This is a genomic window from Neisseria weixii, from assembly GCF_002327085.1.
Lineage (GTDB): Bacteria > Pseudomonadota > Gammaproteobacteria > Burkholderiales > Neisseriaceae > Neisseria > Neisseria weixii.
Window position 1 is genome coordinate 1,168,240 of sequence record NZ_CP023429.1, and the last position, 14,865, is coordinate 1,183,104.

Genomic DNA, 14,865 nt, shown 5'->3' on the forward strand with positions numbered 1-14,865 from the left:
TATCCATCCATTACTGCTTTTTCAAGCCCTTGGCTTTCACGGTAGCAATCGCGCCGTCAATGCCTTTCTGTTGGATTAGTTCGTTGAATTGATTACGGTAAATCGTTACCAAGCTGGCACCGTCTACACGGATATTGTAGATTTTGTATACCGAACCGACTTGGTAAAGCTGATAAGCCACTTCGTATTTGGTGCCGTTTTTGGTTTGGACTTCAGAGAAAACATCATGTCGATTACCGTTGGAAGTCATTTTCGGCAACAATTTCACCTTGGCATCCGCTGCCCCTATCAAGGCCGAATGTGAATACATGTTGATAATCATGTCTTTAAACGCACTGATGAATTCGCTTTTTTGTTTGGCGGTAAAATTGCGCCACGGAGCGCCCACAGCCAAAGCGGAAATGCGCTCGTAATCCAAATAGCGGTTGGCGTAGCTTTCGATTTGCTTCACTTTTTGCGCTTCGCTTGCCGAGCTTTTGGCGATCTTCAACACAGTATCCATATTTTGCTGCATTTGCGTTTGCGCAGGATGCGTCGCAGCGGCAGCATAAGGAGCCACAATCGCCATCGGCGCGGCCAACATCAAAGCAGATAAATAACGGGTCATGTTTTTTCCTTTATCAAAGGTGTGGGAAAGTTTGGCTATTGTAATCACTTTGATATTAGGAAATTTTAATAAAATGTAAAAAACCATTCAGGCCGTCTGCAAACAAGTTAGCGGCCGATAAATAAATTATCATTATATCAATCATTTTTAAATTAATTTGAGCAAGCTACTTTACAAATTTTGTGTATTTACTATAATGACGCTTTCCACCGCCCAGGTGGCGAAATTGGTAGACGCAGGGACTCAAAATCCCCCGCCGCAAGGTGTGTCGGTTCGAGTCCGACCCTGGGCACCAAATTTTAAAAAGACCGCTTAATGCGGTCTTTTTTGTTTTTGTATCGCAGTTTCAGACGGCCTGACAAATCATTTTGCCCTGTTTGGGCCGAGAAATTTGCTAAAATTGCAAATATTGTCGGTTATCCCCTTTTATTCTGATTACAAAAAGGGTACATTTACTACATTGTAAACAATCTTCAATTTGACGGAACACACATCATGGATCGCTTCCCTAAATCATCAAAACTGGATCATGTCTGCTACGATATCCGCGGGCCGGTACACAAAGAAGCCCTGCGCTTGGAAGAAGAAGGCCACAAAATTCTGAAGCTGAATATCGGTAATCCTGCGCCTTTCGGCTTTGAAGCGCCGGATGAGATTCTGGTCGACGTTATCCGCAACCTGCCCACTTCACAAGGCTATTGCGATTCTAAGGGTTTGTATTCCGCGCGTAAGGCCATCGTGCATTACTATCAGACCAAGGGCTTGCGTGACATTACCGTGAATGATGTGTTTATCGGCAACGGCGTATCCGAGCTGATTACCATGTCTATGCAGGCATTGCTCAATGACGGCGATGAAATCCTGATTCCGGCACCGGATTATCCTTTATGGACGGCTGCCGCCACACTGGCCGGTGGCAATGTGCGCCATTATCTGTGCGACGAAGAGAAAGATTGGTTTCCGGATTTAGCCGATATGGAAGCCAAAATCTCACCGAAGACCAAAGCGATTGTGGTGATTAACCCGAATAACCCGACCGGCGCGGTATACAGCAAAGAAATCCTGCTGGAAATCGCCGAATTGGCACGCAAACACGGCCTGATTATTTTTGCCGATGAGATTTACGATAAGATTTTGTACGATGGTGCCGTACATCACCATATCGCCGCCCTCGCTCCTGACTTGCTGACCGTCACCTTTAACGGCTTGTCAAAAGCCTATCGCGTAGCCGGTTTCCGCCAGGGCTGGATGGTGCTCAATGGCCCGAAACAACATGCCCAAGGCTATATCGAAGGCTTGGAAATGCTCGCCTCTATGCGCTTGTGTGCTACCACACCCATGCAACACGCGATTCAGACGGCCTTAGGCGGCTATCAGAGTATCAATGAATTTATTTTGCCGGGCGGCCGTTTGCTCGAGCAACGCAATAAAGCTTACGAGCTGGTGAACCAAATTCCCGGCATTACCTGCGTGAAGCCGATGGGCGCGATGTATATGTTCCCGAAAATCGACACGGAAATGTACAACATCCATGACGACATGAAATTCGTTTACGATTTGTTGGTACAGGAAAAAGTCTTGTTCGTGCAAGGTTCGGGCTTCAACTGGATTAAGCCCGACCACTTCCGCATCGTCACCCTGCCTTATGTGCATCAAATCGAAGAAGCGATGGCGAAATTGGAGCGTTTCTTGAAAAATTACCGCCAATAGTCAAATACAAAAAAGGCCGTCTGTTTTCAGACGGCCTTTTCTCTTGGTGCCTATTATTTATTCAATTGCGCATTCAGCATATTTTCACGCGACAGAATACGATCCAAATCCGCAGCTTCCATCAAGCCCAAATCCAAAATCACATCGCGCACACTCTGGCCGGTGGCCGCACACATTTTGCCGATGTAATCACCGTTTTCATGGCCGATGTACGGGTTCAGGAAGGTAATCAGACCGATCGAATTGAACACATAGCTTTCGCATACTTCACGGTTGGCTGTAATGCCTTTCACGCATTTTTCCGCCAAGCCCGCGCAAGCGTTGTTGAGCAATGAAATCGATTCCAGCATACATTGGGCAATCACTGGTTCCATCACGTTCAATTGCAGTTGGCCTGCTTCGGAAGCAAAGGTAACGGTAGTATCGTTACCCAATACTTTAAAGCAGACTTGACTCACCATTTCGGGAATTACCGGATTCACTTTGGCCGGTGTAATCGAAGAGCCTGCCTGCATTTCCGGCAAATTAATTTCACCCAAACCGGCGCGCGGGCCGGACGACAGCAAGCGCAAGTCATTACAGATTTTCGATACTTTCACCGCCGTGCGTTTCACCGCGCTGTGTACCATCACATACGCGCCGCAGTCGGAAGTGGCTTCAATCAGGTTTTCGGTCAGCTTGACATCCAAGCCGCTGATGGCTGCCAATTTTTTCACTGCCAAATCGGCATAGCCTTCCGGCGTGTTCACGCCCGTACCGATGGCGGTTGCGCCTAAGTTCACTTCCAACAACAATTGGCGCGTGCGCTCTAAATTGATGATTTCTTCGTCCAACAATACTTGGAACGATTTAAATTCCTGCCCCAGCGTCATCGGCACCGCATCTTGCAATTGTGTGCGCGCCAATTTCAATACGTCTTTAAATTCATCTGCTTTTTGTGCAAACGAATCTTTCAACACAGCCAGGTTTTTCAAGAAATCACCGATGCTGTGATACACCGCCAAGCGGAAAGCAGTCGGATAAACGTCGTTGGTCGATTGGCTGGCATTCACATCATCAATCGGGTTCACGACTTCATAGTTGCCCTTCTCTTGCCCCAATTGCTCCAAAGCCAAGTTAGCAATCACTTCGCAGATATTCATGTTCACCGAAGTACCCGCGCCACCCTGAAACACATCGGTCGGAAACTGATCCATACAGCGGCCGTTTACCAAAATCTCATCGCAAGCTTTATCAATTGCAGCCGCTACGTCTACTGACAACGTCCCCAATTCGCCATTGGCCTGCGCCGCCGCTTTTTTCACCTGCACCAAGCTGCGCACAAAATGAGGCATATCTGCGACTTTTTGCAAAGAAATCTGGAAGTTTTCCAAAGCGCGCAAGGTGTGGATGCCCCAGTACACATCGTTCGGAATCTCACGTTCGCCCAATAAATCATATTCAACACGATAAGCCATACTCTAAAACCCTCTTTGAGAAAATATTAATATCGCCGGCACACGGCTACACAGGGAATAAGATAATCTTGTTAGCCTGATTTGTCCATATATTTAAGGCATAATTATGCAGTGATTTTGGGATAGAAGGCCGTCTGAAACCCTTTACAGACGGCCTTTGTGCTCATTAAACCAATTTTTTGTTCGCCCAAGCCTCAACACTTGCCAAGGCTTGCGGCAGCTTATCGGCTTCGGTGCCGCCGGCTTGTGCCAAATCAGGGCGGCCGCCGCCTTTACCACCGATTTGTTCGGCCACGAATTTGACCAAATCGCCGGCTTTGACTTTGGCGGTTAACGGTTTGGATACACCGGCGCACAAGGAAACTTTGCCGTCGTTTACCGCAGCCAGCAGAATCACGGCTTTATCGGATTTGCCGCTCAGGTCGGTCACAATTTCGCGCAAAGCGGCGGCATCGGCTTCGATTTGGGCGACAACCAGTTTGGCTGCGCCTAAGTCTTTGGCGTTATCCAGCAGCTTGGCACCTGCGTGTACGGCCAATTCGGCTTTGGCTTTGGCCAAGTCTTTTTCCAAGGCTTTGGTTTGAGCAGCGTTGGCTTGGATTTTGGACAATACGTCGCGCTCGGTTTGGGCTTTCACTTCGCCGATGATGTCGCGCACCAAACGCTCTTGGTTTTGAGCCCATTTCAAAGCGTTCAGGCCGGTGATCGCTTCGACGCGGCGCACGCCTGCAGCGATGCCGCCTTCGCTGATGATTTTAAGCAGGCCGATGTCGCCGGTGCGGGCAACGTGGGTACCGCCGCACAACTCGGTAGAGAAATCGCCCATTTGCAACACGCGTACTTCGTCGCCGTATTTTTCGCCAAACAGCATCATCGCGCCGGTTTTTTGCGCGTCTTCCATGCTCATAATATTGGCATCAACCGCCACGTTGGCCAAAATAGCTTGGTTGACGCGGCGTTCGACTTCGGCGATTTCTTCCGCGCTGATGGCTTGCGGATGGGAAATGTCGAAACGGGTTGAATCGGCAGTCACCAACGAGCCTTTTTGCTCGACATGTTCGCCCAATACATCACGCAAGGCTTTGTGCATCAAATGGGTGGCACTGTGGTTGCGCATATTGGCATCGCGCACATCGTTATCCACTTTTGCTGTCACCGCATCGCCTACTTTCAGACGGCCTGACGTTACCACGCCGAATTGTCCGGATACCGCGGCTTTGATTTTTTGCGTATCGCGCACTTCAAAGCGGTTGTCTCCGGCAAAGATAAAGCCGACATCACCCACTTGGCCGCCTGATTCAGCGTAGAACGGAGTGAAATCAATCACGACCGCACCGCTCTCGCCTTCAGCAAGTTCGTTCACGGCTTCGCTGTCTTTGTACAAAGCCAATACGGTGGCTTGGGTGCGGCGTTCGGTGTAGCCTTGGAACTCGGTATCTTGACCTTCGTAAGCCAATTGGGTATTGGCTTTGAAGCTTTGTGCGGCGCGGGCGCGGGCGCGTTGGGCTTCCATTTCGCGCTCGAAGCCTTCTTCGTCCAATTCGATGCCCAATTCGCGCGCCATGTCGGCGGTTAAGTCGTATGGGAAGCCGTAGGTATCGTAGAGTTTGAAGATGTGCTCGCCGCCAATCACCATTTTGCTGTTGGCAATGTTGTCTTTAACGTAAGTTTCCAACGCTGCGGCAAACGGTTTGCCTTCTTCGGAAACATTACCTTGTCCGATCACTTCTTTCAGGCCGATGGTTCGGCTTTCGTTCAGACGGCCTTCAGTTTGGGTTTGAATAACGATTTGTTTGTCGCCACCTTTGTTGCGGGCAGCGGCGGTAAATTCGATGCCGTCTGAAGTACGCAAGGTCAATGGTTTGCCTTGGCCTTCAAGCGGCAACAGGCTTTCTAATTTCAAAAAGCGCATGCCGTTTAATACGTTATTAAACAAGCCCATGCCTTTTTCCAAGGTTTCGCCGAAACGCGCTTCTTCACCGCGCAAGGCTTCCATGATTTGGGTTTGCTTTTCTTTCAATTCAGGATAGGCAGCGCCCATCGTTTTCACCAAATCCGGCACCAGTTTGTGGAAAAACGGTTGTTTCTGACCCAATTTGTAACCGTGGCGTACCGCGCGGCGGATAATGCGGCGCAAGACATAACCGCGGCCTTCGTTGCCCGGCATCACGCCATCGGCAATCAGTAACGAGCAAGAGCGGATATGGTCGGCAATCACTTTCAGGCTTGGTTCGTCCATGCTGAACGGTGCGCCGGTTTCGCGGGAAACGGCTTTGATCAAGTCTTGGAACAAATCGATTTCGTAGTTGCTGTGTACACCCTGCATCACGGCAGCCATACGCTCCAAGCCCATGCCGGTGTCGACGCTTGGTTTTGGCAGCGGATTCATATTGCCTTGTTCGTCGCGGTTGAACTGCATGAAAACGTTGTTCCAGATTTCAATCCAGCGGTCGCCGTCTTCTTCAGGACTGCCCGGAATGCCGCCCCAGATTTCTTCGCCGTGGTCGTAGAAAATCTCCGAACAAGGGCCGCAAGGGCCGGTGTCACCCATTTGCCAGAAGTTGTCAGACGCGTAACGCGCGCCTTTGTTGTCGCCGATGCGCACAATGCGGTCGGCAGGCAGGCCGATTTCGTTGAGCCAGATGTTGTAGGCTTCATCGTCTTCCGCGTAGACAGTAGCCAATAATTTTTCTTTCGGCAGGTTCAGCCATTCTTTGCCGGTCAAAAAGCCCCAAGCAAAATGAATCGCTTCGCGTTTGAAATAATCGCCGAATGAGAAATTGCCCATCATTTCAAAGAAAGTGTGGTGACGCGCAGTGTAGCCGACATTTTCCAAGTCGTTGTGTTTGCCGCCGGCGCGTACGCATTTTTGCGCGGTGGCGGCGCGGTTGTATGGGCGCTTGTCGAAGCCCAAGAAGACATCTTTAAATTGGTTCATACCTGCGTTGGTAAACAGCAGGGTCGGGTCGTCATGCGGTACGAGTGAAGACGAACGCACGATTTGGTGTTGGTGTTGTTCGAAATATTGCAGGAATTTTTGGCGTAATTCAGAAGTTTTCATAATATTTTCTGTAACAGGTTTAAACGGTTTCAGACGGCCTGTTGAACTTTTCAAAGGCCGTCTGAATGTAATTTTCAGATTCCGCCTATCTTACCGCAAATCCTTGTTTCAAGCTATCTATCGGCCTGATTATCGGGCGCAAACGCACGCATTTGCAGCGGAGTGTTTCAAAAATAAATGTTAACATCGATAATTTTTCGCCGAATCAAGATTTTATCGCTTATAATCGCTGGCTTTTACACCCGAGAACGACATTAAGGAACACACGATGCGCAAACATTTGTCTTTAATCGGCTTGGCCGTGTTGACTCTCGCCGCCTGTAGCGGTAATCCCGAAACGAAACAAAGCGCCGGCCAACCTACTGGCAATAACGGCGGCGCATTGAAAATCTATAATTGGTCGGACTATGTCGATCCGAAAACCGTGGCTGAATTTGAACGCAAAAATAACATCAAAGTCAGCTATGATGTTTACGACAGCGACGAAACCTTGGAAAGCAAAGTGTTAACCGGCAAATCCGGCTATGATTTGGTCGGCCCGTCTAATGCGTTTATCGGCCGTCAAATTCAGGCCGGTGCGTATCAAAAAATCGACAAAGCGCTGATTCCTAATTATAAAAATCTCAATCCGCAATTAATGGCCTTAATGGAAAATGTTGACCCCGGCAATGAATACGCCGTGCCGTTTTTCTGGGGCACCAACACCTTTGCCATCAATACTGAGCGCGTGAAAAAAGCCTTGGGCGATATGCCCATGCCGCAAAACGAATGGGATTTGGTATTCAATCCGAAATACACTGCCAAGTTGAAGCAATGCGGTATCAGCTATCTCGACAGTGCGGCGGAAATGTATCCGATGGTATTGAATTATCTCGGTAAAAATCCGAACAGCAGCCAAACTGAAGACATTCAGGCGGCTACTGATTTACTCAAGCAAAACCGTCGCAACATCAAGCGCTTCACGTCATCCGGTTTCATCGATGATTTGGCGCGCGGCGACACCTGCGTGACCATCGGTTTCGGCGGTGATTTGAACATTGCCAAGCGCCGCGCCGAAGAAGCCGGCGGCAAAGAAAAAATCCGTGTGATGATGCCGAAAGAAGGTGTAGGGATTTGGGTGGATTCGTTTGCTATTCCGAAAGATGCCCAAAATGTGGCCAATGCGCATCAATACATCAATCATTTCTTAGAGCCGGAAACCGCAGCGCAAAATGGTAATTTTGTCACTTACGCGCCATCAAGCATGCCGGCAAGAGCGTTGATGAACGCAGAATATCGTGACGACAATACGATTTTCCCGAGCGATGAAGATTTGAAGAATAGTTTCATTATGGTGCCGATTGAGCCGAATGCGTTGAAGTTTATGGTGCAGCAATGGCAGGGTTTGAAGGCAGGGAAATAAGGCTTAGATAGTCAAGAAACAGGCCGTCTGAAACCTTTGCAAAACTCCTTCAAAAGTTAGCATACCCCAAACCGCCGTCATTCCCGCGTAGGCGGGAATCCATTTTTGAGCATGGGAAACTGTTGAATAAATAGGTTTCTTAGATGTTGCGGTGGATTCCCGCCTGCGCGGGAATGACGGCATTTTTGGTTTTTATTGGTAGGTCATGAAGTTTTACAAAAGTCTCAGGCCGTCTGAAAGCAATCACCCAATGTGATTTCTGCTTTCAGACGGCCTGTTTTATTCAGAAGTTATTTCTTCTGAAACGCGCGCTTGACGATAATCATCCAGTCTTTTTTGTCCAACACCGGCCGTTCGTTAAACACATCGTATTTAATGCCGTCGAGTTTTTGTAAAATCAACTGGCCGCCGATAATGATCATGCGCAACTCAAAACCGATGCGGCCTTTGAGCGTTTTACCCAAAGGCGAGCCGCCTTTGAGCATGCTGAACGCACGTTCGCATTCGTGTGCCATCAACCGTTGGAAGGCGAAATCGGCTTTACCTTCGGCTATTTGCTGCTCGGTAACGTTGAAGCGTGCCAAATCGTCTTGCGGAATATACACGCGCCCTTTTTCCCAATCGACGGCGACATCCTGCCAAAAGTTAATCAGTTGTAAAGCGGTGCAGATGCCGTCGCTGCGGGCGATGCTGACAGGGTCGTGTTCGCCGTAGAGATGCAGCAGAATGCGCCCTACAGGATTGGCGGAGCGGCGGCAGTAATCAACCAATTCGCCGAAAGTTTGATAGCGTTTTTTCACTACATCTTGTTTAAAGGCAGAAAGCAAATCGTAAAACGGCTCAAGCGGCATGCTGAAAGGTGCAATTGCTTCATTGTTGAGCCGCTGCATGAGCTTAGTTTGCGGCGTTTCGCCCTTTCGGATGCGGTCTAACTCGTGTTCCAATCCGGTCAAATCCTGCAAACGGCTTTCATTGCTTGCTTCGCCTTCATCGGCAATATCATCGGCGGTTCGGGCAAAGGCATACACCGCATGAATGGGCTGGCGCAGGCGGCGCGGCAAAACGATGGAGCCGACAGGGAAGTTTTCGTAGTGGTTGACAGGCATAATGTGTTCTTTGGATAGCATTTTTTCAGACGGCCTGTTTAAATAACAGGTCGAGACCTTGACAAAACTCCGGATTTGAGTACGGTTCGAAGTGAGAGCAGCTTCGGGCAGCACATAACAAAAAAATGTGCCAAAGTTGAAGATTTTGCTATGGTCACAGGCCATCTGAACGGTGATTCAAGCTTAATCAAAACCCGTTTTCCATCATGATTTGGCCGGGTTCGCGGTTGCGGTGCATGGTGTAGCCCAAGTCCATCAAGGCCTGGAAGGTGTCTTTCACCATCGCCGGATTGCCGCAGACCATAAAGCGCGTGTCGGCTTTATTAAACGTGAAACCGATGTGTTTTTCCAAAATGCCTTCCCGCAGCAAAGCCGGAATGCGTTGGTTGGATAAGGCGTTTTCGGTGGTTTCGCGTGTGGTTACGGGCACGAATACCAATTTGTGGAAATGCTCTTCAATCAGCGGATGGTTTTTCAAATCGGCTAAGCGTTGGTTGAAAATCAATTCATCGGCATACGATACGGAATGCACCAATACCAAGCGCTCGAATCGCTGCCGGATTTCCGGCTGCTCGATGATGGATAAAAACGGTGCAATGCCCGAGCCGGTGGAGAGCATGACCAAATCTTTGCCGTCTGGGAAACGTTCGGGCAACAGGAAACCGGTGGCGGTTTTGTCCAGCAGGATTTCATCGCCTGCCTGCATTTTTGCCAATTTAGCCGACATCGGACCGTCTTCGATCAATACGGCAAAATATTCCAAGGTGTCGGCATATTCGGCCGATACCACAGAATAGGCGCGCCAGATATAACCTTCTCCGTCGCGGAAACCCAAGCGTGAGAATTGGCCGGCGGAAAAGCGGTAGGCTTCGGGGCGAGTGATGGCGAATGTCATCAGTTTGGGCGTGCGGTGTTTCACCCATAACACTTTTTCTTCGGTGAACTTGGCTTCAGGTGCGGCGGCCATAAGGTTTCCTTTGGTCAAAAATATTTCAGACGGCCTTGATTATACGCTAAGGCCGTCTGAAAAATAACGGTAAAGTTTTTATGGAAATAGATTATGCCGTATGAAAGATGAAGACGCTTGCAAAATCCCATCTTGGGCACATTTCTTCGTTATGTGCTGCTCGTTTGCAAAGGTTATAGCTTTTCAGACGGCATGAATATTTACAAAGTCGTGTCCAAGGCTTTGGAAATATCCTGCCAAATGTCGTCAACGTCTTCAATACCGATGGAAAAGCGCAGTAAACCGACTTTAATGCCCATTGCCATTTTTACATCGTGCGGCACACCGCTGTGTGATTGTGAATAGCAATGGTTGACCAAGCTTTCTACACCGCCCAAGCTGGATGCCATTTTGACCAAATCCATGTTTTGGATCACGCTGTTGGCTGCTTGCTTGGCGTCGTTTTTCAAATAAACCGTTACCACGCCGCCGCTGCCTTTAGGCATTTGCGCATTGGCCAATTCATAATGCTCATGTGACGGCAGCCCTGGATAAAACACTTTTTCCACCGCCGGATGATTTTCCATACGCTTGGCGATTTCCAAAGCGTTTTCGCAATGGGCTTTCATGCGTAAGGCCAAGGTTTTGATGCCGCGCAACACCAGCCAGCAGTCAAACGGGCCTGCCACTGCGCCGCTGTTGACCATCATGGCATGCAAAGGCTTGGCCAATTCTTTGGTTTTCACCACCACCACACCCATCAGCACATCGGAATGGCCGCATAAATATTTGGTGGCGGAATGAAACACAATATCGCAGCCCATATCCAAAGGACGTTGCAGGTATGGTGTGGCAAAGGTATTGTCGATGCCGACCAGCGCCCCGGCTGCTTTGGCTTTGGCGGCTAAGGCCGGAATATCCACCAGACGCAATAGAGGATTCGACGGTGTTTCGAGCCACACCATTCTGACGTTGGCGTGTTTGGCCAGCAGCGCATCGAGATTATCAGGATGGCTCAAATCGGCAAACACCACATTTACGCCCCAAGGCGCATATACCTCATTCAACAAATCATACGCACCGCCGTAAATATCGGCTACGGCGATGATGGTATCGCCCGGCTTCAAAAAAGTGCGCCACACGGCATCAATACCGGCCATGCCGCTGGAAAACGCAAAACCGGCGGCGGCGTGTTCCAAATCGGCGACCGTGTCTTCCAAAATCTTGCGCGTTGGATTGCTCAGGCGTGAGTAGCGGTAAGGGTTTGCTCGCCGATTTCGTGGGTGGCAAACATACTGTTTTGGTAAATCGGCGGCATCAGCGCGCGCTGGTGTTCGTCGCAATCGTAGCTGGAATGAATTGCTTTGGTGGCGAATTTCATGACACAAACCTTGTTTCGATATGAATGGCATTCATTCTATCACTATCTGAAAAATAGAAACAATTAATACCGCCCTGCCCGCTAAGTGATATAATCTCGCATTTATAAAACCGGTCATCAAGCCGGCCTTTTTTAGACGGCCTTGAATTACCGTTTGCCGCCCACACTTATCAGGCCTAGGCTTATTTCTAAGGAAAAAACACGCATGAACGCCATTGCAGACGTGCAATCCACCCGCGATTTACGCAACCTGCCGATTAACCAAGTCGGTATTAAAGACTTACGTTTCCCGATTACCTTGCGTACCGCCGAGGGCGAACAGGCCACCGTTGCCCGCCTGACGATGACGGTTTATCTGCCTGCCGACCAAAAAGGCACGCACATGTCGCGCTTTGTCGCTTTGATGGAGCAGCAAACCGAAGCCTTGGGCTTTGAGCGTTTGCAGCAGCTCACGCGCGAAATGGTTGGATTACTGGATTCGCATTCGGGCAAAATCAGCATGGGCTTTCCTTTTTTCCGCAAGAAAACTGCGCCGGTATCGGGCATTCAGTCGCTGCTTGATTATGATGTTACCCTCACCGGCGAAATCAAAAACGGTGTTTACAGCCACAGCCTGAAAGTCATAGTGCCGGTGACTTCGCTTTGTCCGTGTTCCAAAGAGATTTCGCAATACGGCGCACACAACCAACGCTCGCATGTTACCGTATCGCTGGTAGCCAATGCCGATGTGGCGATTGAAGAAGTCATCGACTGCGTGGAATCGCAGGCCAGCTGCCAACTCTACGGGCTGCTCAAACGCCCTGACGAAAAATTCGTGACCGAGCAAGCGTATGAAAATCCGAAATTCGTGGAAGACATGGTGCGCGATGTGGCTACTTCCCTAATTGCCGATGCACGCGTGGAAAGCTTTGTAGTGGAAAGTGAAAACTTCGAATCGATTCACAACCATTCGGCTTATGCGGTGATTGCTTATCCTTAAATGTAATGCTCCTTTTATCAAAGGCAGAGGCTTTTACAAAACCCCGGATTTGAGTACGGTTCGAAGTTATAGTCGAACAAAAAGCGCAGACATATCATGAAGACAGGCAAGCTTTCGCGCAGTGCATAACGAAGAAATGCGCCAAAGATGAAGATTTTGCAAACGTTTCAGGCCGTCTGAAATCAATATGTTCAGACGGCCGTATTTGTATGGATATTCAATCAGACAGGCCGTCTGAAACTGCTTTAATGCAAGTAAACCTGTTTCCTGTTTTTCAGACGGCCTCAAATCACTTATAATGCTGAAAACAATATATTAAATTCTTGTTTAACCAGCGCGAATCTACTCCACACCGACAGGTTGTCGATATGAACAAACTCTTTTATTTTGTCTTGGCCTTCCACGCCTTGTTCAACACGGCCTTTGCCGGGCCGGTTGATGCGTCGAAGCTGTTGCCGCCCGAACAAGCATTCCGCCCGCAAGTGAACGTGACCGGGCAAGGGATTAATGTGCAATTTCAGATTGCCGAAGGTTATTACCTTTACCAATCCAAAATCATCGCTGACACCGTTCCTGTCGGTGTGTTGGGCGATACGCCGCAACTTAGCCCCGGCGAAGAAAAAGAAGACGAATTTTTCGGCAGGCAAATCGTGTATCGCTACGCGGCACAAGTGAATTGGCCTTACAAACAAGCGTTCGGCCAATATAGATTAACCTTGAGCTATCAGGGTTGTGCTGAAGTCGGCGTGTGCTATCCGCCGGTGGATACGGCTTTTGACATCAACGGCAACGGCCTGTATGAACCGCAAGGCGGCGGTGCGCCGGTGTCGGCAAAAGAACGATTCACCCGACCTGCCACGTCTTCAGACGGCCTGAAATCTGCGCCTGCCAAGAGCGACAGCCGCTTCAAACTGTCTTGGGATACCTTGAACGCCAATCTGTTGGCGTTTTTTCTCGCAGGTTTGGGCTTGAGCTTTACCGCCTGTATGTATCCGTTGCTGCCGATTGTGTCGAGCATTGTCGTCGGCGATAAAAATGCCGGCAAAGGCCGCGCGTTTGCCTTATCGATGGTGTATGTGCAGGGTTTGGCGCTCACTTACACGCTGGTCGGCGTGTTTGCCGGCCTGACCGGTGCGCTGTTGACCGTCTGGCTGCAACAGCCTTGGGTAGTGCTGACCGCCTCTGCCATTATGGTGATTCTGGCTTTGTCGATGTTCGGTTTCTTCAATATCCAATTGCCAAGCTCGGTGCAATCCTATTTCCAAAATCAAAGCAACAAACTCTCCGGCGGCCGCATGGCTTCGGTATTTGTAATGGGCATGCTTTCTGCACTGATTGTCGGCCCCTGTGTGGCGCCGCCGCTGGCCTTTGCTTTGGGTTATATCGGCCAGACCGGCGATGCGGTATTGGGCGGTTTGGCCTTATATGCGTTGGCTTTGGGTACAGGTGTGCCGCTGATTATCATCGGCACTTTCGGCGGCCACATCATGCCGCGTGCCGGTGATTGGATGAACGGCATCAAATCCGCGTTCGGTTTTATCCTGCTGGCAGTGGCGGTGTATTTGGCTACGCCTTACCTGCCTTACGCATTGGTGGCGTCGCTTTATACTTTATTGCTGTTGGTACCGGCGGTGTGGTTGCTGGTGCGCGCCGGCAAGCAAACAGGCCGTCTGAAAAGTGTGGCGATGGTATTGGGATTTTTACTGCTGATTAGCGGCTCATGGTTCGGCTGGCAAAGCTATCAGCGCCAAACCACCGCCCTGCACCATTTCTTAACCTTAACGCCGCCGTCTGAAGCCGGCCAAGGCAGCGATCACGGCATCATGTTCACTGATGTGGCCGAGCTCAAAGCCGCGATGGATGCCGCTTTGAAAGCCGACCCGTCTAAACCGGTGTTGCTTGATTTTTATGCCGACTGGTGTGTTTCCTGTAAAGGAATGGCGGCCTACACGCTCAACCAGCCGCAAGTGCATGAAGCGGTGGATATGCAGCGCTTCTTCCAAATCGATGTCACCGCCAATACCGCCGAGCACCAAGCTTTGCTGAAAGAATACGGCTTATTCGGCCCGCCGGGTGTGTTCGTCATTCGTGCCGACGGTACGCGCAGCGAAGCCTTATTGGGCTTTGTGAAACCGGATGCGTTTATCGAATGGTATCGGCAAAACGAAAAATAATGTGATTCATATACAAAGGCCGTCTGAAAAGCATTTTTCAGA

9 protein-coding genes, 1 tRNA gene and 1 pseudogene are annotated in these 14,865 nt (G+C 49.7%); 5 read left to right on the forward strand and 6 right to left on the reverse strand.

Annotation, left to right across the window (positions count from 1 at the left end; translation table 11 throughout):
* Nucleotides 1-10 precede the first annotated feature (10 nt).
* Nucleotides 11-607: an MlaC/ttg2D family ABC transporter substrate-binding protein gene (locus CGZ65_RS06050; RefSeq protein WP_096296110.1), complete on the reverse strand. Its 597-nt coding sequence runs from the start codon at nucleotides 605-607 to the stop codon at nucleotides 11-13.
* A gap of 211 nt (nucleotides 608-818) precedes the next feature.
* Between CGZ65_RS06050 and CGZ65_RS06055 the strand changes: the two genes are divergently transcribed.
* Nucleotides 819-902 (forward strand) — tRNA-Leu (locus CGZ65_RS06055).
* A 200-nt stretch (nucleotides 903-1,102) separates the two neighbouring features.
* On the forward strand, nucleotides 1,103-2,317 hold the full coding sequence (locus tag CGZ65_RS06060; RefSeq protein ID WP_096295220.1) for a pyridoxal phosphate-dependent aminotransferase: 1,215 nt from the start codon (nucleotides 1,103-1,105) through the stop codon (nucleotides 2,315-2,317).
* A gap of 53 nt (nucleotides 2,318-2,370) precedes the next feature.
* Here the strand turns inward: CGZ65_RS06060 and aspA are convergent, their stop codons facing one another.
* Both aspA and alaS read right to left on the reverse strand, forming a co-directional pair.
* Nucleotides 2,371-3,774: an aspartate ammonia-lyase gene (gene aspA, locus CGZ65_RS06065; RefSeq protein ID WP_096295221.1), complete on the reverse strand. Its 1,404-nt coding sequence runs from the start codon at nucleotides 3,772-3,774 to the stop codon at nucleotides 2,371-2,373.
* Nucleotides 3,775-3,940: 166 nt separating this feature from the next.
* Nucleotides 3,941-6,835, reverse strand: a complete 2,895-nt coding sequence (gene alaS / locus CGZ65_RS06070; protein WP_096295222.1) for an alanine--tRNA ligase — start codon at nucleotides 6,833-6,835, stop codon at nucleotides 3,941-3,943.
* 268 nt (nucleotides 6,836-7,103) lie between these two features.
* Here alaS and CGZ65_RS06075 point away from each other — a divergent pair, with 268 nt between their 5' ends.
* On the forward strand, nucleotides 7,104-8,237 hold the full coding sequence (locus tag CGZ65_RS06075) for a polyamine ABC transporter substrate-binding protein (RefSeq protein WP_096295223.1): 1,134 nt from the start codon (nucleotides 7,104-7,106) through the stop codon (nucleotides 8,235-8,237).
* Between the two features lie 290 nt (nucleotides 8,238-8,527).
* On the opposite strand, the gene hpnC is transcribed toward CGZ65_RS06075, so the two are convergent.
* From hpnC to CGZ65_RS06090, 3 genes and pseudogenes are all read right to left on the reverse strand, one after another.
* Nucleotides 8,528-9,343 (reverse strand): squalene synthase HpnC, encoded by an 816-nt coding sequence (gene hpnC, locus CGZ65_RS06080; RefSeq protein WP_096295224.1) that lies wholly within the window; start codon nucleotides 9,341-9,343, stop codon nucleotides 8,528-8,530.
* A 187-nt stretch (nucleotides 9,344-9,530) separates the two neighbouring features.
* Nucleotides 9,531-10,310: a ferredoxin--NADP reductase gene (locus tag CGZ65_RS06085; RefSeq protein ID WP_096295225.1), complete on the reverse strand. Its 780-nt coding sequence runs from the start codon at nucleotides 10,308-10,310 to the stop codon at nucleotides 9,531-9,533.
* Between the two features lie 200 nt (nucleotides 10,311-10,510).
* Nucleotides 10,511-11,670 (reverse strand): annotated as a pseudogene (locus CGZ65_RS06090) (trans-sulfuration enzyme family protein).
* A 205-nt stretch (nucleotides 11,671-11,875) separates the two neighbouring features.
* Here CGZ65_RS06090 and folE2 point away from each other — a divergent pair.
* Together folE2 and dsbD are read left to right on the forward strand one after the other, a co-directional pair.
* Nucleotides 11,876-12,649 carry a GTP cyclohydrolase FolE2 gene (gene folE2, locus CGZ65_RS06095; protein ID WP_096295226.1) on the forward strand — a complete coding sequence of 258 codons (774 nt, stop codon included), beginning with the start codon at nucleotides 11,876-11,878 and terminating at the stop codon, nucleotides 12,647-12,649.
* Between the two features lie 368 nt (nucleotides 12,650-13,017).
* Complete coding sequence (gene dsbD / locus CGZ65_RS06105) at nucleotides 13,018-14,823, forward strand: protein-disulfide reductase DsbD (RefSeq protein WP_096295228.1); 1,806 nt, start codon at nucleotides 13,018-13,020, stop codon at nucleotides 14,821-14,823.
* Nucleotides 14,824-14,865: the final 42 nt, after the last annotated feature.